The organism is Prevotella sp. PTAC (assembly GCF_013166535.1).
In the GTDB taxonomy this organism is placed as follows: domain Bacteria; phylum Bacteroidota; class Bacteroidia; order Bacteroidales; family Bacteroidaceae; genus Prevotella.
This window is the reverse complement of the sequence record NZ_JABKKK010000007.1, coordinates 14,868-35,048: the sequence shown is the minus strand read 5'-3', so window position 1 is coordinate 35,048 and position 20,181 is coordinate 14,868. Positions and strand designations below refer to the sequence as shown.

General features: G+C 43.8%; 19 protein-coding genes and 2 tRNA genes. 10 read left to right on the top strand and 11 right to left on the bottom strand.

The window, feature by feature from the left end; genetic code table 11:
- Nucleotides 1–229 precede the first annotated feature (229 nt).
- Both HPS53_RS06605 and HPS53_RS06600 read left to right on the top strand, forming a co-directional pair.
- Nucleotides 230–541 carry a hypothetical protein gene (locus HPS53_RS06605; RefSeq protein WP_172205254.1) on the top strand — a complete coding sequence of 104 codons (312 nt, stop codon included), beginning with the start codon at nt 230–232 and terminating at the stop codon, nt 539–541.
- Nucleotides 542–801: 260 nt separating this feature from the next.
- Nucleotides 802–945 (top strand): hypothetical protein, encoded by a 144-nt coding sequence (locus tag HPS53_RS06600; RefSeq protein WP_158249596.1) that lies wholly within the window; start codon nt 802–804, stop codon nt 943–945.
- Between the two features lie 120 nt (nt 946–1,065).
- Here HPS53_RS06600 and HPS53_RS06595 read toward each other — a convergent pair whose 3' ends face one another.
- Nucleotides 1,066–2,313: an FtsX-like permease family protein gene (locus HPS53_RS06595; protein ID WP_172205251.1), complete on the bottom strand. Its 1,248-nt coding sequence runs from the start codon at nt 2,311–2,313 to the stop codon at nt 1,066–1,068.
- On the bottom strand, nt 2,310–3,515 hold the full coding sequence (locus HPS53_RS06590; RefSeq protein ID WP_104369852.1) for a pyridoxal phosphate-dependent aminotransferase: 1,206 nt from the start codon (nt 3,513–3,515) through the stop codon (nt 2,310–2,312). The genes HPS53_RS06595 and HPS53_RS06590 overlap by 4 nt, the downstream gene beginning before the upstream one ends.
- Nucleotides 3,516–3,689: 174 nt before the next feature.
- On the opposite strand from HPS53_RS06590, the gene HPS53_RS06585 reads away from it, so the two are divergent.
- Genes HPS53_RS06585 through HPS53_RS06575 form a run of 3 tightly spaced genes read left to right on the top strand, consistent with a single transcriptional unit; the run spans nt 3,690 to nt 6,109 of the window.
- Nucleotides 3,690–4,928: a hypothetical protein gene (locus HPS53_RS06585; protein ID WP_104369853.1), complete on the top strand. Its 1,239-nt coding sequence runs from the start codon at nt 3,690–3,692 to the stop codon at nt 4,926–4,928.
- 19 nt (nt 4,929–4,947) lie between these two features.
- A complete protein-coding gene (locus HPS53_RS06580) occupies nt 4,948–5,427 on the top strand; it encodes a DUF4494 domain-containing protein (RefSeq protein WP_104369854.1) in 480 nt (159 codons plus the stop codon).
- A gap of 7 nt (nt 5,428–5,434) precedes the next feature.
- On the top strand, nt 5,435–6,109 hold the full coding sequence (locus tag HPS53_RS06575) for a YggS family pyridoxal phosphate-dependent enzyme (RefSeq protein WP_172205418.1): 675 nt from the start codon (nt 5,435–5,437) through the stop codon (nt 6,107–6,109).
- A gap of 82 nt (nt 6,110–6,191) precedes the next feature.
- Here HPS53_RS06575 and HPS53_RS06570 read toward each other — a convergent pair whose 3' ends face one another.
- From HPS53_RS06570 to HPS53_RS06540, 7 genes are all read right to left on the bottom strand, one after another.
- A complete protein-coding gene (locus tag HPS53_RS06570; protein ID WP_172205248.1) occupies nt 6,192–8,153 on the bottom strand; it encodes a M6 family metalloprotease domain-containing protein in 1,962 nt (653 codons plus the stop codon).
- Nucleotides 8,084–8,857, bottom strand: coding sequence for an EFR1 family ferrodoxin (locus HPS53_RS06565; protein WP_104369856.1), 774 nt, complete (start codon nt 8,855–8,857; stop codon nt 8,084–8,086). Before HPS53_RS06565 ends, HPS53_RS06570 begins: the two co-directional genes overlap by 70 nt.
- Nucleotides 8,858–8,933: 76 nt before the next feature.
- A tRNA-Gly gene (locus HPS53_RS06560) sits at nt 8,934–9,006 on the bottom strand.
- 47 nt (nt 9,007–9,053) lie between these two features.
- Nucleotides 9,054–9,126: transfer RNA gene (locus tag HPS53_RS06555), tRNA-Thr, on the bottom strand.
- 66 nt (nt 9,127–9,192) lie between these two features.
- The gene (gene uvrA / locus HPS53_RS06550) at nt 9,193–12,012 is read right to left on the bottom strand and encodes an excinuclease ABC subunit UvrA (protein WP_172205245.1); all 2,820 of its coding nucleotides are present in this window, start codon (nt 12,010–12,012) and stop codon (nt 9,193–9,195) included.
- 75 nt (nt 12,013–12,087) lie between these two features.
- On the bottom strand, nt 12,088–12,822 hold the full coding sequence (locus HPS53_RS06545) for a TIGR02757 family protein (protein WP_104369858.1): 735 nt from the start codon (nt 12,820–12,822) through the stop codon (nt 12,088–12,090).
- A gap of 118 nt (nt 12,823–12,940) precedes the next feature.
- Complete coding sequence (locus HPS53_RS06540; RefSeq protein ID WP_172205242.1) at nt 12,941–14,380, bottom strand: tagaturonate reductase; 1,440 nt, start codon at nt 14,378–14,380, stop codon at nt 12,941–12,943.
- Between the two features lie 959 nt (nt 14,381–15,339).
- On the opposite strand from HPS53_RS06540, the gene HPS53_RS06535 reads away from it, so the two are divergent.
- Nucleotides 15,340–16,575: a site-specific integrase gene (locus HPS53_RS06535; RefSeq protein WP_172205239.1), complete on the top strand. Its 1,236-nt coding sequence runs from the start codon at nt 15,340–15,342 to the stop codon at nt 16,573–16,575.
- Nucleotides 16,576–16,587: 12 nt separating this feature from the next.
- On the top strand, nt 16,588–16,950 hold the full coding sequence (locus tag HPS53_RS06530; protein ID WP_068960798.1) for a RhuM protein: 363 nt from the start codon (nt 16,588–16,590) through the stop codon (nt 16,948–16,950).
- 81 nt (nt 16,951–17,031) lie between these two features.
- Here HPS53_RS06530 and HPS53_RS06525 read toward each other — a convergent pair whose 3' ends face one another.
- Entirely contained in the window at nt 17,032–17,337 is a 306-nt protein-coding gene (locus HPS53_RS06525; protein ID WP_068960797.1) for a helix-turn-helix domain-containing protein, read from the bottom strand.
- 39 nt (nt 17,338–17,376) lie between these two features.
- Nucleotides 17,377–17,670: a helix-turn-helix domain-containing protein gene (locus HPS53_RS06520; protein ID WP_068960796.1), complete on the bottom strand. Its 294-nt coding sequence runs from the start codon at nt 17,668–17,670 to the stop codon at nt 17,377–17,379.
- A gap of 208 nt (nt 17,671–17,878) precedes the next feature.
- Between HPS53_RS06520 and HPS53_RS06515 the strand changes: the two genes are divergently transcribed.
- From HPS53_RS06515 to HPS53_RS06505, 3 genes are read left to right on the top strand one after another with little or no spacing between them, the layout of a single operon-like run.
- Nucleotides 17,879–18,238, top strand: coding sequence for a helix-turn-helix domain-containing protein (locus HPS53_RS06515; protein WP_172205236.1), 360 nt, complete (start codon nt 17,879–17,881; stop codon nt 18,236–18,238).
- A gap of 3 nt (nt 18,239–18,241) precedes the next feature.
- Nucleotides 18,242–18,592, top strand: coding sequence for a helix-turn-helix domain-containing protein (locus HPS53_RS06510; RefSeq protein WP_172205233.1), 351 nt, complete (start codon nt 18,242–18,244; stop codon nt 18,590–18,592).
- 19 nt (nt 18,593–18,611) lie between these two features.
- The gene (locus tag HPS53_RS06505; protein ID WP_172205231.1) at nt 18,612–20,177 is read left to right on the top strand and encodes a DUF4099 domain-containing protein; all 1,566 of its coding nucleotides are present in this window, start codon (nt 18,612–18,614) and stop codon (nt 20,175–20,177) included.
- The last annotated feature ends 4 nt before the right edge of the window (nt 20,178–20,181 follow it).

Here is a 20,181-nt window from a genome sequence, read left to right as displayed (position 1 = left end):
TTTGGAGATTTAGAATATTAACCATTACGGTTAAATTTTTCTAATTTCTGAAAATGCAAGGGGCGTGAATTATAGTAGCGCCCTTAAACGGTTTTTGCAAATATAGTTATTTATTCTTTACGGTGCAATGCCCGTTAACAATATTTAGCAAAAAAGGTGTGGAACGGTTTGGCCGTGGTCTTCGATGACATCCACGCCACTACTATTAACGAACAAAAAAGATACAATTATGAAAACGAAAGAATTAAGCCACGCAGCGCAAAATTTGGTGATCTATGTAAGAAACGAGTGTGAAATATACGAGCGTTACACGCTGGAAGCGGTTGCCATGGTTGTAAAGGCGAAACGCACGAACGGCATAAGCGGCGCCCGTCTGGACGATGTAACGGCATGGGATAACCTTTCTTTTTGGATTGGTTGGCAGACCGTAACGAAAAAGGCGATACAAGCCGCCGCAAAGCTGGTGCGCAAATACGATCATATACACCGACCGCCGCCGATATTGAAGCAGCAACAAAAGTATATGCCGCCAATATTATAGACAAAGCAAAATATCAAATAAGGAGAGATAAACAAGAGAAATTAGGCCGTTTGAAACACGAGCTACAAAACTATATAGATAATGCGAGCTTTGGATTACCGGAAACACGTCGCCGGAACATGATACTATTACGTTGGGATATTCGCAAATTTGAAAGAGAGCTGCAAAACGCATAAACTCTCAGCCCGTGCCGTGTGGCATTCCCGGAGCCCCCCTCGGACTGGCACAAAATAAATCAATAGCTATAAAACCCAAAAGACATGAAAAAGTTAGAAAGAGTAAACCAGGTAGAAAAAGCGGCGATTCGTCTTTATATGGCAAATCGTGATTTTACGGCGTTTACTCTTTCTAACTTTTTCATGATTTTGCAAAGTGTTAAAAATGCTCGGGATTGTTACACGTAATGAAATATACGAAGTTATAAAAAAGCAGTATTCGGATAAATGTTTTACGAAAAATGAATTTAAGATATTTTGTTTTGGAACAAAGAGTGTTTTTATAATAAAAATCCTCCAAATACCTTACTACTCATATTTCATAGAACGAGCAGGATGTATATGAGATATAAGATAACTGGGAGCAATCAGTACAAATACGCAAATAAGAAGTGTTGCAGCATTTATAATTATTATCAATGGTATATTTATCTCCATCGGTGCCATGTTGACATAGTATGTCGAAGGATCGAGTTTGACAAATCCTGTATGTATTTGTATAAGTACAAGCCCAATACCTATAATGTTGCCAAATATCAGACCGCGTCCAATAATGAAGACTGCAAACCAAAGGAATGTGCGCCTTATAGTTGGGTTGGACGCTCCAAGAGCTTTAAGCGTTCCTATCATTTGAGTGCGTTCGAGTATTATTATGAGCAATCCGGATATCATAGTAAAGCCAGCCACACATACCATTAAAGCCAAAATAATCCAAACGTTGACATCAAGAAGTTCGAGCCATGAGAAAATTTGCGGATATGCCTCATATATTGTTTGTGATGTAAGGATGTTGCCGTTACAGTCTGGCTTTTTGTTTATTTGTGAAACAATACCATCCGCCGTCTCTTCAATTTTTGTAAAGTCATCGATTATTAGTTCTGCTCCAGTGCAAAAATCATTTTGCCATCCGTTCAGTTTGTTTATTGTGTATATATCAGCGAAACATATATTACTGTCAAACTGTGTCATATTTGTCTTATATATTCCGCTTATAGTAAAACGTCTTGCTCTTACTTCGTCTTCTGAAACAAAATATGCGAAAACCTTATCACCAACTTTTAATCTCAGTTTATCGGCTATCATCTGAGATATAAGAATCCTGTTACTGCTTTTTAAATCACTGAATACCGGGCATTGGCCACTTGTGAGGTTATTTGCCAGAAAGGATGTTGAGTATTCAGGGCCTATTCCTTTGAATGTAATACCAAGGAAATCGGTATCTGTTTTCAATATTCCTTGTGTCAAAGAATAGCGGCCTACCCGTGCTACCCCCTCTGAATCACCCAATACTTTCATGAGGCTGTCATCTATACAAATCGGATAAGGGTCCGTACTCTGCATAGTCATGAAGTTTGTTACCTGTATATGGCTTCCGAAACCAATGACTTTATCACGTATTGTATGTTTGAAGCCTATGACCACAGATACTGTGATAATCATCACAGCCAAACCGATTGCGACACCAATGGTTGCAATGCGTATAGCAGGACGACTCACTTTCTGCTTGTCGCTCTTGTCACTATATATTTTCTTTGATAAAAAGAGTGGCAGATTCATTCCTCGTATTTTCTTCCAGGATATGCTTCAAGTGCTTTTTTCAAAACAATCAAAGCTCTGTTAAGATCATCTTTATTGAGTACGTAAGCTATACGCACTTGATTGTTTCCCACTCCTGGGGTGGTATAGAAACCTGCCGCAGGAGCCATCATCAGTGTCTCACCCTCATAGTTGAATTCGGCAAGACACCATCTGCAAAATTCTTCCGCATTGTCTACAGGCAGTTTGGCTACGGTGTAGAATGCGCCCATCGGAATCGGCGAATATACTCCCGGAATTCTGTTCAGTCCGTCTATCAGGCATTTACGCCGTTCTACATATTCGTCATATACATCACGATAGTAATCTTCCGGAGCGTCAAGTGACGCCTCAGCCACAATCTGACCGATTAGAGGGGGAGATAACCGTGCCTGGCAGAATTTCATTACGGCGTTTCTTACCTGCTCATTCTTTGTAATCAGTGCTCCGATACGTATACCACATTCTGAATATCTTTTTGATACAGAGTCTATCAGAATGACATTCTGTTCTATGTCTTCAAGGTGGCATGCACTTATATATGGCGATCCGGTGTATATGTATTCGCGATATACCTCATCGGAAAATAGATAAAGATCATACTTTTTCACCAAATCACGAATTTGATTCATTTCGCGTCGGGTATAAAGATAGCCTGTCGGGTTATTGGGATTACATATCATGATTGCCCGTGTGCGCTCGTTTATCAGTTCCTCGAACTTCTCTACTTTCGGAAGTGAGAAACCTTCTTCAATCGTTGTGGCTATTGTCCTTATTTTAGCTCCTGCTGATATGGCAAATGCCATATAGTTGGCGTATGCCGGTTCAGGAACGATAATCTCATCACCGGGATTTAGGCACGACATAAAGGCAAATAGGACGGCTTCACTTCCGCCGGCCGTAATTATGATATCATCGGCAGTGACGTTAATATTGAATTTCTTATAATAATGCGTTAGCTTCTCTCGGTAGCTCAGATACCCTTGCGATGGAGAATATTCAAGAATAGCACGGTCTATGTGCTTCAATGCATCAAGACCCACTTGTGGTGTCGGCAAGTCTGGCTGACCAATATTCAGGTGATAGACTTTTATCCCATTTTTCTTTGCTTCTGCTGCCAATGGGGCAAGCTTTCTTATGGGAGATTCTGGCATCTCGTGTCCGCGAATCGATATATCTGGCATTTTATATATTTTTTCATTATTAAGTTCTCTGCAAACTTACATAAAAATATCGGAAAAGGCTTAACGACTGTTAGTGTATAGCGTGGTTCTTAACATAATTTTTAATTCTCTATTCTCAAATTACGATTAAATAGACTAATTTTGCCTGACTAATAAGAATAAAAGGCATTTGCAATGAACTACGAGGAGTTGGTCAGTACCAACGATAATATACAGCATAGGATAGTCAGAATTCCGATAGGCTTGTTCAAAAGAAAGGCGATAGAAGGAAAATACGTGAATATAGTGGATTTGCGTAAAGAACTTACAGATAATATTATTTTTTGCGAATGCCTGAAAAAGGAATGTGATGCAAACATTCGGTTGGTCAATAAGAGACAGCTGCATTTCACGCCATTGGCAGAAAAAGATGTTTTATCCTCACTTGAAGTGGAGCAGGGACATTTCATTTCTTTTGAACACCTTTTGCGTGATAATCCGGCAGTGGTAAGCAGGCCAGGATTTGTCTATGAAACTGTTGTAGCACTGTTGGAAGTCACCTCTTATCTTAATAGTCAAAAAGTATATCACGTATGTTTCTCACCATCAAATGTATTTGTACGTAAGACAGATTATAGCATAGTGTTGCTGTCGCATGGCTCATTTTATATTAACAGGGTGTCTCCTGAATTATTATATGATGGAAGTAGAGATTATATTGCTCCGGAAGTATTAAATGGAGGTTCTGTAGATGAGCGTTGCGATGTATATTCTGTTGGTAAATTTTTTGAATATCTCTTTTCTGTGGCCGAAATGCCTTATGAGTATAAAAAGGTTATACTCAAGGCAACTTCTAAAATGGCAGAGGACAGATATGGTTCGATAGATGAGATGAAAAGAATAATCCGCCAGCGCTCCAATATGTGGAGAACAACCAAGATGCTATTGACTGCGTCGTGCATAGCTCTTGTTTTTGTAGGATTTTTCTTTGGACTAATGCCTGAACCGGTGAATGTGGAATATATAAAACCTTTACCTAAAGAACCGGAGGAAATATTGCTTGACAGTGGTTTCGATCCCAATACGGAATTAGGATTTATTATGCCGGACACAACTGGCAATATGACACCGGAGCAGATAGAGGAGATGAAAGTGTATGAGGCTAAAAGTGAAGAGATTTTCCGTAAAATATATACAAAAGAAGCTGATCGTATTTTATCTAAAATATATAATAAGACTTATATGGGAGCGAATGAAAAGAGCTTCATTACCGGTAGCCAGACAACCACAGATGAGCTATTAAAGGCTCAAATTGAAATAGCTGCAAAGGCTGGAATCAGTGAAGCGAAAAGTCAGAAAATAGCATTTACGATAATAGAAAGAATCACAGAAGAAAAGAAAAAGGGTTTGACAAAATACGGAATACAGAAATAATTATAAATAAAAAGATAATATGAGAAGTAGAACAGCAGAATGGTTTGAGTGCAAAATCCGTTATGAGAAAACAATGGAAGACGGTATGCAGAAGAAAGTAACCGAGGCGTATACGGTAGATGCATTGAGCTTCACCGAAGCAGAACAACGAATAATAGAGGAAATGTCTTCATACATAAGTGGAGAATTTGAGGTCGCAGACATTAAAAAGGCACCTTATAAAGAGATTTTTTTCAGTGAAGAAGATATGGCAGATCGTTGGTATAAGGCTAAGTTGCAATTTATCACCATAGACGAGAAAACAGACAAGGAGAAAAAGTCAAACGTAAACTATCTTGTAAACGCATCCACCCTGAACGGAGCTGTGAAAAACATTGATGAGGTCATGAACGGAACAATGATAGACTATGTCATCGCATCTGTTGTTGAGACACAGCTCATGGATGTTTTTGAGTATAAGAAAAAGGAAAAAGACGACAAACCGGAATATGAGCAATAATGTGCTTATGGATTATGACGTAAGGAAAAATTTGTCAGAAGTATTGTCTGGTATTCCGGATAATGTCAAACTTGTTGCTATAAGTAAGTATCATCCGGATGAATATATAGAGGCGGCTTATTCTGATGGGCAGCGAATATTCGGGGAGAGCCACGAGCAGGAATTAACAAAGAAACATGATTCGCTTCCATCGGATATTCAATGGCATTTTATCGGGCATTTGCAGACCAATAAGGTAAAGTATATAGCACCTTATATTTCAATGATAGAGTCTGTCGATTCATTACGTCTTTTACGTGAGATTAACAGGCAGGCAGGCAAGCATGATAGGGTAATTGATATATTGCTTGAATTACATGTGGCGGAAGAAGCTACCAAATATGGTTTCTCTTTGAATGATTGCAGAAAGCTGCTGGAAGATGGTGAATGGCGTGAGATGAGAAATATTCGAATTTGCGGACTCATGACTATGGCCTCATTTGTAGAAGACAAAGAGCAGATCAGGAACGAGTTCACAATGGCAGCTGATTTCTTTGATGAGGTGAAAGCACGTTATTTTGCCAATGATGATGCCTTTTGTGAGCGTTCATGGGGTATGAGTGATGATTATCCAATAGCTATAGAATGCCGCAGTACAATGGTAAGAGTAGGGACTAAAATATTTGGTCCGAGAGTCTACTAATGCCGGTTTAAAGTAATATCTGTTATTTTATGTATAAAATATAATAAGAAGATTTTATACTGAAATTGGAATAATAAAAAGGTCATCGCTTGATGACCTTTTTATTATTAATAATATATATTCCTCTGTTTAATATAGTTATATCGGTACCAAGATATTGCCCGCAGACAGAATATATCATGTTTGATTGTATTTTGTCGTTTATGTTCTCTATGCCATTTGGTTTTCCGCCCATGAATTTAAAACTTACAGTTCCCATATCAGTGTCTTCTGATATATCCGTTATCGGTTTACTCATAAATCCACCTGAATAAACAGAGGCAGACGGTGATGTATCATCGGTGAGTGATGTTACATTATTTATTCCTGGAAAAGGGTCACCTTGCAACTCCTCTTTATATATATCCGTCGTAATATAAGTATAGGAATACTTATTAATGAGAGCCTGGTTGTATATCTTTTCCATATTATTCATGTAATCTTTATTTACAACCGAATAAACGAAATATTCCGGCATGAATATTCCATCGGCCGCAATGACAGACATACGTGGGTGACCGGCCGTATTGTTTACTTTACATCCGCCAAGACTGAAATAATAATCATCGTAGTCCACATGGTATATAAGCATGCCATGACCTTGCAAATACCTGTTCCAACCTTTTTTCTGTACATTCTCTACAATGTAGTATTCATTGCCTGTCACATCCTTGTCATTTAGAATACGATATGCTTTACCTCCATCCGATAATGTTTTTAATGTTGCATCACATGGAGATTTGAGTGTGTCTATCGTCATCCAGCCTAACCGTTCACGTTCCCAACTCGTATATTCGGTTGGTCGGTAACCGTTTTGAGTATATTCTCCGGCATCCATCAAGTCCCAATAGTCAAGATTTTGGTTTATACATCGTTCGGCGATGCTTCCAGGAGCTGGATACATATCGGGAAGTCCGAGGCAATGTGAAAACTCATGGCAAAAGAGTCCGATACCGTTTATTAGCAATCCGTTTTTAATTTGGTCGGCCGGAGTGGCGTTAAGTTCATTGTTTACCCCATATCTGCACAATCTTTTTCCGTCTAAATACACATTGTTAGTCAGTATACCTGATTTTGGATGTATGCAATCTGTTGAATTGCCGGCCCAACTTTGTGAATATCCGGCATAAATAATATACACCAAATCAATATTGCCGTCATTATTGGCATCATATCCGGAGAAGTCAACCGTATCGTCAATAGCCGTACATGCGTCTTTGAAAAGATCGTTCATGTTTTCTGAAGAAGAATAGCCACCGCCGTAATACTTCAAGGGCTTATCCAATGTTACAGGGCCGTACACATCAAATTCAGGAATAAATTTCCCAAAGCTCATATCCGTAAAGTATCTTTTTACGCTTCCGTAATTCTTTCCCATTTCCGGATCGTTGGTCTGGTTGAATAGCTCTTCTGCATTTAAATATTTATCAAATGTCTTTGCCGGATTATTTACTTTAAATGTACTGTCGCTAAACTCAACCAAAATTACAGGAACTCTTGGGCTTCCAAAGGATTGTAATAGGGTGGTGTTGTTTTCTATTGGCTCTCTGAGTAGTTGTGCTTTATTGGAGTTTGCTGATATTTTATCATAAAAAATGGTTTTGTTTTGCTTCTCAATGATTAGTTTTTCCTCATGGCTCCTCTCTTCTTTATCATGTGCAATATAATTTGTCGGATATAATATACCGTCGTCTTTAATATCGGCAATGTAGAATGCAAATCCTGATTTGTAAAGCAGTACGCCGTCAATTGTGGTATAATACGAGAAATCATGATTTCCCAAAGCCCTAACCGTTATTGTTGTTCCATCAGGCTGCTTTACTTTAACGATACCAGGGTGCATCTTAACGCCATGGCTGTTCAATGAAAGGATAATGCAAAATAGAAGTAGGATATATTTCATTGATTTTAATATGAGTATGTAATTATGAGAAACTATTCTTTGAAAAAGTATTGTCCGCGTTTCTTTGTTATATTGCCATAGTTTATGGCATGTACAGGACAATGGTGGTAGCAAGCCAGACAACATGTACAACTGTCTTCATGTTTCCATTCAGGCAGCAATCCGTGACCGCCTATTATATTGTCAGTTGGACATATTTGGGTACATTTACCGCATTTTATACATGTTTTCTCATCAACCTTGAAAGGTTTGTCTGTTATCATATATTTATTGAAAAAGTTTCCTATCATATATGAATATATTTGAGGGGTTGGACCTTTTTTCAATAAATCGACTCCGTTTTCACGATTTCTGATTACATCTACAATAATATTTAACTTTTCTTTGGCGGCTTCGATCTTTTCTCTTTCACGCTTCTTTGTGTCAGTATACATGAATGGCAGGCACACATAGCTCTCCGGCATGACAAGAGAAAAGAAACTCTTGGCTTCCAATCCTTTTTTCGATAAGTCTTTGTTTAGTATCGTTATTGCGTCTCCAACGGTATCACCGCAAGTACACAGGGCATAGCAATAATGTGATTGGGAATGGGGGAGGCTCAGTTTCTTTATGAAATCTCTCACTATTCGTGGCGGTTGCCAACCATGTATGGGGAAGCAAATACCAATACGTTCATCATCGGACAGTGTGTATTTGCATTCGGTTTTTATTTCATCTGAAATTGAAAGAATACGCTCACCTGTATGTCTGGCAATGAATTCCGCCGCCCACCGTGTGTTTCCTGTTCCGGAAAAATAGAATATCATGTTACAAAGGTAAAGAAAATATCTGATAAAACATGAGGTAAATATGGATTTTGTTTAGAACTGATTATCAGTTGAGAGCGGTAAACGGGACTCGAACCCGCGACCCTCGGCTTGGGAAGCCGATGCTCTACCAACTGAGCTATTACCGCATTACAATAAAATCTTTATGAAATTAAATCCGTATAAAAAGAAAAAGAGCCGATACCCGGACTCGAACCGGGGACCTATTCATTACGAATGAATTGCTCTACCAACTGAGCCATATCGGCTTTTCAATGAACTCTTTTTCTATTGCGGATGCAAAGATAATATATTTTTTCTTTGCCACAAAATTTTTATAAAGAAAGTTTTTCCTTTAAGTATTTTCCTGTTATACTTTTGCGGTTCTTGCATATATCTTCAGGTGTTCCGCAAGCAACAAGCATTCCACCGCAATCTCCTCCGTCCGGTCCCATGTCTATCACATGGTCTGCGCATTTTATGACATCAAGGTTGTGTTCGATAACCACTACGGTATGCCCTCGCTCTATAAGTGCATCAAATGTTTTCAGTAACCTCTTAATGTCATGAAAGTGCAGGCCGGTGGTCGGTTCGTCAAATATAAATAAAGTAGGTTCCTGATTTTCATGCCCGATAAAATACGCAAGTTTTACACGCTGGTTTTCTCCTCCTGACAGTGTAGATGAATTCTGCCCAAGTTTGATATATCCTAAGCCGACATCTTCAAGAGGTTTCAGTCGCTTTACAATCGCATTTTGATTGTTGTCTGAGAAAAATTGTATGGCTTCACTTATTGTCATGTTGAGCACATCATCGATGTTCTTTCCGTTATAGGTTACATCAAGGATGTCTTTTTTGAAGCGGTGCCCGTGGCAACTCTCGCATGGCAATATAAGATCTGCCATGAATTGCATTTCAACTGTTATCACACCTACACCTTTGCACTCGTCGCATCGTCCGCCATCAGTATTGAACGAAAAGTATTGTGACGTAAATCCCATTTGCTGCGATAACGGTTGCTGAGCGAACAAATCTCTTATCGCATCATACGCTTTCACATATGTAGCCGGATTGGAACGCGTGCTTTTTCCAATCGGGTTTTGATCCACAAACTCAATGTGCTTGATAGCTTTTATGTCGCCATCAATACTCGAATGCTCACCGGGAGCATCGCAAACATCTCCCATCAACCGTTTTACGGCAGGGTAGAGTATACCTTTTATAAGGCTTGACTTGCCGGAACCACTTACGCCGGTAACCGTAGTGAATACATTTAACGGGATGCTGACATCAACACCTCGCAGATTGTTCATTCTGGCACCTTTTATGTTAATGCTTCTGTTCCATTTTCTTCTTCCGGCAGGAAGTTCTATTGTCTCCTTGCCGATGAGGTATCTGACAGTATGACTGTCCGGATATTTCTCATATACCTTTACGTCATTCATTAGTGCCGCATTCCCCTCGAACACGATTTTTCCTCCGAGACGCCCTGCGTCAGGTCCGACATCTATCAGATAATCAGCCGCACGCATTATTTCCTCATCATGCTCCACAATGACAACGGTGTTTCCGAGTCCTTGCAATTCCTTTAAAGTATTGATAAGTCTCTCCGTGTCACGGCTGTGTAACCCTATGCTTGGCTCGTCAAGAATGTACAACGAACCGACAAGACTGCTTCCAAGCGATGTTGTCAGATTTATCCTCTGGCTTTCTCCACCGCTGAGAGTGTTTGACATGCGGCTCAGCGTGAGATAGCCCAATCCAACATTAAGTAGAAATTGCAGCCTGTTTTTTATTTCGGTTAGAAGTCTTCTGCCAATATGTTCTTCATGTTCGGTAAGTTGCAGGTTATCAAACCATTCCTTTAGTCTGGTTATAGGCATTTCTACAAGATTGGAAATGCTTTTCCCGCATATCTTTACATACTCGGCCTCTTTTTTTAATCTGGTTCCATGGCATGAAGGACACACAGTTTTTCCTCTATAACGATTCATCATCACAAGATATTGTATCTTGTATTGATTCTCTTTTACCATCATAAAGAAAGCGTCTATACATACCCTGTCTTTGATATTGCTTTTCTTTTCGCTCGGCAAACCGTGCCACAACCAGTCTTTTTGTTTTTGTGTCAGATTATAGTAAGGTTCGAATATAGGAAAATCGTCCTTTGCGGCTTTGCGGCAAAATTCGTTTTTCCATGCACTCATTTTATCTCCGTTCCAGCATACCACACATCCGTCGTATACACTGAGAGACGTGTTTGGAACGACTAGTTTTTCATCTATTCCGACTATGTTTCCAAACCCTTGACACTCCGGGCATGCTCCTGCCGGTGAGTTGAATGAGAACATGTTGTCACTCGGTTCTTCAAACGTAATCCCGTCTGCCTCGAATTTTGTGGAAAAATCATAGCATATCATTGAAGGGAGAAACATGATGCGGCAGGCACCATCGCCTTCATAAAAAGCCGTTTCAGAAGAGTCAACCAATCTTGATATAGAATCTTTGCCGTTGTCCACGGACATTCGGTCAATTACAAGATATATGTCTTCCGCTTTCAAATTATCAACGTCTTCTTTTTCGACAACATCTTCTATCCTCTTGAAGTCTCCGCCATGAAATAAACGTGAATAACCTTGTTTTATATACATGTGTAACTGCTCTGCGACAGTACGTTCTTCGTTTATATGCAGCGGCGACATTATCGTGAATTTTGTGCCGTCCGAATAGCTTTGCACACAATTTATAATATCCTCTGTGGAATGCTTTTTCACTTCTTGCCCGCTTATTGGAGAATAAGTACGACCGATACGCGTGAAAAGCAGTCTTAGATATTCATATATTTCTGTTGTCGTACCCACTGTTGAGCGTGGATTCCTGCTTATTACCTTTTGCTCTATTGCTATTGCAGGCGGTATACCTTTTATAAAGTCGCATTCCGGTTTGTTCTTTCTACCCAAAAATTGTCTTGCGTAAGAAGATAGACTCTCCACGTAACGTCGTTGTCCTTCGGCATATAAAGTATCGAACGCAAGCGACGATTTGCCTGAGCCACTCACTCCTGCCATTACGATAAACTTATTTCGTGGGATTTTTATGTCTATGTCTTTGAGATTGTTGACCCTCGCTCCCTTTATTTCTATGTATCCGTCCATAATAATCGCTAAACCTTTTGAATTCGCAAAGATAATGCAAATAGGTAAAAAAACAAAGCCGATAAAGATTTATTTTCAGTGATTTACACCGTATCCGAACAGTGCGAAATCTCCGAGTAGCGGATCATCGGGAAATATTTCGCCCATCTTTGCCGTCAGTTTGACAGCTGCTGACATAGATGCGGTGCGGCTGGTTGACAGCCCAAGCCTGCAAGCTTCTTGGATTACATGCGTATCCATAGGCATTATCAGTGTGCGCTTGTCTATTAAATTACTCCACAGTCCGAGATCTACCGGTGAGTTGTCTCTAACCATCCATCTTAGAAACATACAGATACGCTTACATGCCGACTTTGTATCTTTTGGAATAATCCCGTCTATTCCGTAACTTGAAAAATATCCGCATATAGCCGCAACAGCCGAACTTCCGTCACTGGCGTTTTGTCTTACATAGTTTCCAATGGATCCATGTTCTACAATCATATCTTTCAATGCATGCAGAAAAACATTCATTGTGCGCTTGGAGTACAGTCGGTAATAACAGGTGTCTTCGCAAGGAATGTCTTTATCAAACTCTCCGTTTTTAACCCATTTATAGGTGTTGCCGTTCGAGCAGTCAAGAATATACTGTATTTTAGGGAAAAACTGTTTCCTGCTGCCGTAGCTCAGGCATGAAGCGATGAAAGCAAGAGTCTCTTGATTAAGTTGGCCTTCTACCTGATGCATGAACCAACTCGGATCTTCCGGCAGAAAGTCCGCTGTTTCATATATTGAGGCATATCCGATTAATAGCGTTTTTATATCTTCCATATTTGATAATAAGTTTTACCCGCATATCGTGCAGAACCAAACTTTAATGACAACCACACTGTGTTGTTATTGTTTGTCTGCCCGAAATGCGGGTAGAAACATTAAAAAGAATATTAAATTAGAGTATTGTTTTCACTGCTTCCAACATACCTTTATCCTGAATAAGATCAAGATATTGCTTAACAAGATTATTCAGACCTGCAACGGCATTGAGGTCTTCGCCCCATATTGATGTTGAGCCGAGAACACCGTCCGTAACTTTCTGTGTGTCGCCTGTAGCCCAGAGTTCTTTCAACAGATCCATGATTTCCTGTGAGTCGTTCGGTACTATTTCCGCTCCGTCCTCACGATTGCCGCCTTTATAGTATGTTATTATAGCGGCAAGACCGAATACGAGACCTTTCGGCAGTTCGCCCTTACGTTCAAGATATGTCTTGACACCTGGCAGGTCACGTGCACAGAATTTCGGGAAAGAGTTGAGCATAATGCTGGTCACCTGATGGTCTACATACGGATTATCGAAGCGTTCGAGCACATCTGCCGCAAATTTCTCCAACTCTTCCATTGGCAAGTCAAGTGTCTGCATGAGCTCCTCAAATTGTACCTTATGTATATATTTCCCGATAACCTCGTGGTTACAAGCATCACGTACAATATTTACGCCACTGAGATAGGCCACCGGAGAAAGAACTGTATGCGGGCCGTTGAGAAGAGTAACCTTGCGTTTGTGATACGGCTCTTCAGACGGAACGAATAGCACATGCAGACCGGCTTTGTCTGCCGGGAACTCGTTGGCGATCTCTTTCGGAGCCTCGATGACCCAGAGGTGGAATGTCTCTGCCTGAACCACCAGATTGTCGCGGTAGCTTATTTTTTCCTGTATTTCGGCAATTTCCTTGCGTGGGAAACCGGGAACGATACGGTCTACAAGAGTAGCGTATACACCGCAATTTTCGTCAAACCACTGTTTGAACTCTTTCGGAAGTTTCCACAACTCGATATATTTGTTTATGCAATCTTTAAGCACATGACCGTTAAGGAATATAAGCTCACATGGGAATATAATAAGACCCTTTGACGGATCACCGTTGAATGTCTGCCAACGGCGATAGAGCAGTTGGACGAGCTTGCCCGGATATGACGAGGCAGGAGCATCTTCCAGTTTGCACTCCGGGTCGAAAGCGATTCCGGCCTCTGTCGTGTTTGAAATAACGAAACGTATCTCCGGCTGATCGGCCAAAGCCATGAAAGCCTGGTTTTGTGTATATGGGTTCAGCGCACGGCTGATGACATCAATACGCTGCAAAGTATTCACAGGCTGACCGTTTTCACGACCTTGAAGGTTAACATGGTACAAACAGTCCTGGGCGTTGAGCCATTCGACCATTCCTCGTTCAATTGGCTGAACAACGACAACAGAACCGTTGAAATCGGTTTTCTGGTTCATGTTCCAAATAATCCAATCTACAAAGGCACGAAGAAAGTTTCCTTCACCAAACTGGATTACCTTTTCAGGCATTACGCTCTTAGGCGCAAAATTTTTGTTTAATGGTTTCATAATATAATATTGTTTTTTTAGATTTGTTTTTAATTTTATAACCGCAAAGTTACGTCTTTTTTTTCAAAAGACAACAAAAGTTCTGAAAATAAATTAACATCGGTTTCATGAATTTTGATAGTCTCCCGTTTGAATTCACGCCTATGCAAGTGTATTTTGTAAATAATGTATCATAATATACCAATTCGTTATACAAGTGAATTTACGTGTAAATATAGATAGAAAGGGTAAAATCAGCTTCGATTTTTGATATAAAGATGATTTGTATACCATGTGTGTCCGGTCTTGGAGAGGTTGTGTCGCATTGGGATATCCGTTACTTTGCATTTAGATACCGAACGGAATCCATTCAGACGCTCGTTACAATGTGATAGGCATCCCGTTGCAACACGATAAAATACTTGTTACTGGCCAAATTTTAATATTTATAGTATGAAAAAGCGAGGTCTTGCACGATTGTGAGACCTCGCTTTTCATAATTGCGGATATATACCGGGCCTATATTTATAGGTAGGATTCTGGCGCTGATGTCAAATTTTACGGTGTGGTAAAATCAACTTAATGTAATCCGGCTTGTTGTTATGTAAATTAAATATCATATTCGTATATATTTCCTGTGTTGTTTCTGGCGCAAAGTTACTACAAAAAAGTGAAATGTGGAAAGATATAGTGATAGAATTGAGTTACAGGGGTTTCAGTCGTGCATCCGATTATTCGTGAAGCCATCGCAATCACCGCTGAAGCCAAATCAGGACGCCGCTACGTTACTTGTCCGTAACCATGCCCGAAAGGGCGACAAACGGACACGGACAGCGAAACAAGACGTTAAGGATTAGTGAGTTATTGACAACTCACGCAACAAATCCGGTTACGGAAAAAGATTGCGCCGTTCCTCCCCGTTTTGCGTACCGACACCGGACTCTTCACCAACTAATTTTGAACCTAAAAAAATAAGGACGATGAAGAGTACATTTTCAGTAATCTACTACCTGAAGCGTCAGGTAGTGAAAAAGGACGGGACAGTGCCCGTCATGGGACGCATAACGGTGGACGGCAGCCAGACGCAGTTCAGTTGCAAACTGACCGTCGATCCCAAGCTGTGGGACACCAAAGGGGGACGTGTCACGGGCAGAAGCACGGCGGCACTCGAAACGAACCGCATGCTCGATAAGATGCGTGTGCGCATCAACAAACATTATCAGGAAATCATGGAGCGTGACAACTTCGTCACAGCGGAAAAGGTCAAGAACGCCTTTCTCGGACTGGAACACCGCTACCACACGCTGATGCAGGTGTTCCGGCAGCACAACGAGGACTACGGGAAACAGGTGGAGGCCGGTATGAAAGCCAAAGGCACGCTCTTGAAGTACAAGACCGTTTACAAGCACCTGCAAGAGTTCCTCACCATCCGCTACCGCGTGAAGGACATCGCCCTGAAAGAGCTTACGCCCGCTTTCATTTCCGATTTTGAAATGTTCCTGCGCACTGACAAACACTGCTGCACCAACACCGTGTGGCTGTATGTCTGCCCGCTCCGGACGATGGTGTTCATCGCCATCAACAACGAGTGGCTCACGCGCGACCCGTTCAGGGAGTATGAAATCAAGAAGGAAGAAACGACCCGCAGCTTCCTGACGAAAGAGGAAATCCGGCTGCTGATGGAGGGCAAACTGAAGAACGCCAAGCAGGAGCTATACCGTGATTTATACCTGTTCTGCGCCTTCACGGGCCTGTCGTTCGCCGACATGCGCAACCTGACGGAAGAGAATATCCGCACCTATTTCGACGAACACGAGTGGATAAACATCAACCGCCAGAAAACAGGTGTCGTTTCCAATATCCGGCTGCTTGACATAGCCAAGCGCATCATCGACAAATACCGGGGTCTGTGCGGGGACGGGAGGATATTCCCCGTGCCACACTACATGACCTGCCTGTACGGAATCCGTGCCGTCGCCAAGCGTTGCGGCATCACCAAGCATATCACGTGGCATCAGAGCCGCCACACGGCAGCCACGACGGTGTTCCTATCCAACGGCGTGCCCATTGAAACGGTAAGTTCCATGTTGGGGCACAAGAGCATAAAGACAACGCAGATATACGCGAAAATAACCAAAGAGAAGCTCAACCAAGACATGGAGAACCTTGCCGCGAGATTGAACACGATTGAGGAATTTGCAGGTTGCACCATCTAAAAAAGAAAAGCCATGAAACGTGACATAATCATCATAGAGGACAAGGCGGTCTGCGTAACCGGTAACGAGGTATGGATGACCGCCGGAGAAATCGCCGGGCTGTTCCACACGGGCGTCCCGGCAGTGAACGCCGCCATCAGGGCCGTTCTAAAGACGGACGTGCTGAACGACTACGAGGTGTGCCGCTACATACAACTTGAAAACGGGCTGTACGCGGATGTTTACTCGCTTGAAATCATCATTCCCGTCGCCTTCCGGCTGAACACTTACTGCACACACGTGTTCCGCACGTGGCTGGTGGGCAAGGCACTCTCGAAGGAGAAGCGGCAGGCATACGTGATGTTCATACAGAACGGAAAAGCCGGATACTGCTGAACACGCATACGTGCCAACAAAAAGGAAACGGACAGCCCAATTTGAGTTGTCCGTTTCCTTTTTTTCGTTTTCAGGCTTCTTTTATTCCAGCGGCTTGCGGTAATTCGCTTCCAACAGTTCCCGCAGCCCCGATTCGGGGTAAAGCACCTTCCCGCCTAAAAGGATAAAGGGCAGCACCCTGTTGTTTCGGTACTCCTGCAAGGTGCGGCGGCTGACACGGAGCAGTTCCGCCACCTCCCTGTCCGTCAGGTAACGCTCCCCGTCCAGCGGCGGGCGGTAACTTTCCAGAAAGGCGGAGAGCCATTTGGAGCCTTTGCGCATATTCTGCACCACGGTGGCAAGCGGCTCGTCCTCCATCGTAAACACTTCATTGTTCTCGTTCATCATAACTTCGGATTCAGTGGGTTGTGAATAATAAAAATCAAATCATCTTGCGCCGGGATAGAGCGTGCCGATAAGCGGAATGAGCCTTTTAACCTCCTCCGGCTTGTAATAGAACCTGCGGTTAATCTGCGAGTAGCCGATAAGCCGCCTGTCGCGCAACGTCTGCAACGTGCGCGGGCTGATCCTCAACTGCCCGCAGACCTCCTCGCCCGTGAGCCACCTTTCCAGCCGCCCTCCGTCGCTCCTGCGTCTCAAGGCGGCAACCTTCTCCGAGAGGGCGTTGAAGGACGCCACCATCATCTCGAAGGTCTTTTTCTCGATAGATACTATTTCCATAAGCAAAACATTTCAGAGTTTGCCGCAAAGGTAACGCCAGCCCCGTGAACACATATCGTTTCCCGCTAAAAGGCAGCTTGTTGCGCCGCCTGTCCGGGTTACGGAGCCATTTCCCATAAAAATCTTACGTGAGACACGTAGTGAGCTGTTAAAGCCCCTTTGGTTTATTGCCGAATTTTGCCACAGAAACCAAAAGAAAGAACTGAATATGAAAGTAATAACGATGGAAAGTTCCGCCTTCACCGCATTGACGGAACAGATAGCCGAAATAGCGGCACACGTGCGTGCCGTTTCGGGAGAAAGCAAGGGAGAATCCCCCGACAGGCTGCTCACCACCCGCGAGGCGGCGCACCTGCTGAACGTGAGTTGCCGCACCCTCCAGCGTATGCGCAGCGAGCATCGCATCGGCTATGTAGTGCTGCGCGGCAAGTGCCGCTACCGCCAGTCTGAAATCGACCGCCTGCTTGCGGACTGCACCGTCATGGAAGACGCGGCGACACCGACGGAAATGAAACGCAACCACACGCTGCGCACGGGCGGCGGCAAACCCAAAGGAAGGAGGACGTGACGTATGGAACTGCTTACCCGAAACAATTTCGAGAGCTGGATGCGGAAACTGACGGAACGGCTCGACCGTCAGGACGAACTGCTGCTCTCCTTGCAGCCGTCCGGCAAAGCCCCGGACCCGATGGACCGTATCAGGATGTTCGACAACCAGGACCTCTGCATGCTGCTCCAGATCAGCAAGCGCACCCTGCAACGCTACCGCAGTATCGGCGCGTTGCCGTACAAGACGCTCGGCAAAAAGACCTATTACAGCGAGGAGGACGTGCTGACGTTCCTTTCCGGACACGTAAAGGACTTCAAAAAAGAAGATATAGCCTTCTACAAGGCTCGTATCCATAATTTCTTTCAAAAATAACCATTAAAACATTTTTCAAATGGCAAAGAAAACAACTGAAAAGGACGTGCTGATAGTCCGCGACGAGAAGACGGGCGAGATCAGCGTGGTAGCCGGGCTGAACGCCGACGGCACACCAAAGCGCACCCCCGCGAAAGCGGAGAACGCGCGGAGTTTCCTGCAATTCGACCGCCACGGCGACGTGCTGGACAACTTCTTCAAGAACTTCTTCCGGCAGTGCAAGGAACCCAGCCGCTTCGGTTTCTACCGGATTGCGGCCGACCAAGCCGACAAGCTGCTGGAGGTGATGAAGGAACTGCTCAAAGACCCCGACGCCAACAAGGAGATGCTCGCCTCCCACAAAGTGGACACCTCGGATTACGAACGGAAGGTGCAGGAGGAACAGGCGGCTGAAAAGCCGGAACAGAAACAGGAAGAACCTAAAAAACAGGAAGAGATGGAACAGAAAAATGAACAGAATCAGGAAAGCCCGCAGCAGACGCAGGGCAACCGGGGCTACCAGCCCATCGACGAGAGCAAGATCAACTGGCAGGAGCTGGAAGAGAAATGGGGTGTAAGACGCGACGACCTTGAGAAGTCGGGCGACCTGACCAAGATGCTCAACTACGGCAAGTCCGATTTGGTGAGAGTGTCGCCCAAGTTCGGCGGCGAGGCTTTCGAGCTGGACGCCCGCCTCTCCTTCAAGAAGGACAGCGACGGCAATATCAGCCTCGTGCCGCACTTCATCCGCAAGGAGCAGAAGCTCGACGAGTACAAGGAACACAAGTTTTCCGATGAAGACCGTAAGAACCTGCGCGAAACGGGCAACCTCGGCAGGGTCGTGGACCTCGTGGACAGGGAAACGGGCGAGATCATCCCCTCGTTCATCAGCATAGACCGCAAGACGAACGAGATTACCGACATCCCGGCAAACAAGGTGCGCATACCGGAGCGCATCGGAAAGACGGAAATCACCAAGCAGGAACAGGACATGCTCCGCGCCGGGCTGCCAGTGCGCGACAAACTTATCGAGCGCAAGGACGGCAGGAAGTTCGTCACCACCCTTCAGGTGAACGTAGAGCAGAGCGGCGTGGAGTTCGTGCCGGGGACCGGCAGGTCGCCCCGTGCCGCACAGGCACAGGAAGCCAAGAACAATCCCATACAGGGACAGGCACAGGACGCGGAGAACGCCGCAGCCATACAGAACGGGCAACGCCGCAACTCGTGGACGAACGCCGACGGCAGCATCCGCCCCATCAGCAAATGGAGCGGCGTTGAGTTCACCGAGCAGCAGAAAGCCGACTACGTGGCGGGCAAAGCCGTGAAACTGGAGAACGTGACCGACAAGCAGGGCTTCCACGCCACGATGTACATCAGGTTCAACCCGGAGAAGGGACGCCCGTACCGCTACGACACCGACCCCGACAACGCGCAGAAGGTCGCACCCTCCAACGAGAGCCGCACGCAGGTGGCGGTGAACAGCGAGGGCAAGACCAACGAGGCGACCAAGAATCTGAAAGAGCCGTTGCAGAAAGGACAGACCGCCCCGAAGGACACCGCGCAGCAACAGCAGCAGAAAAGAAACAATAAGGGCATGAAGATGTAATCCG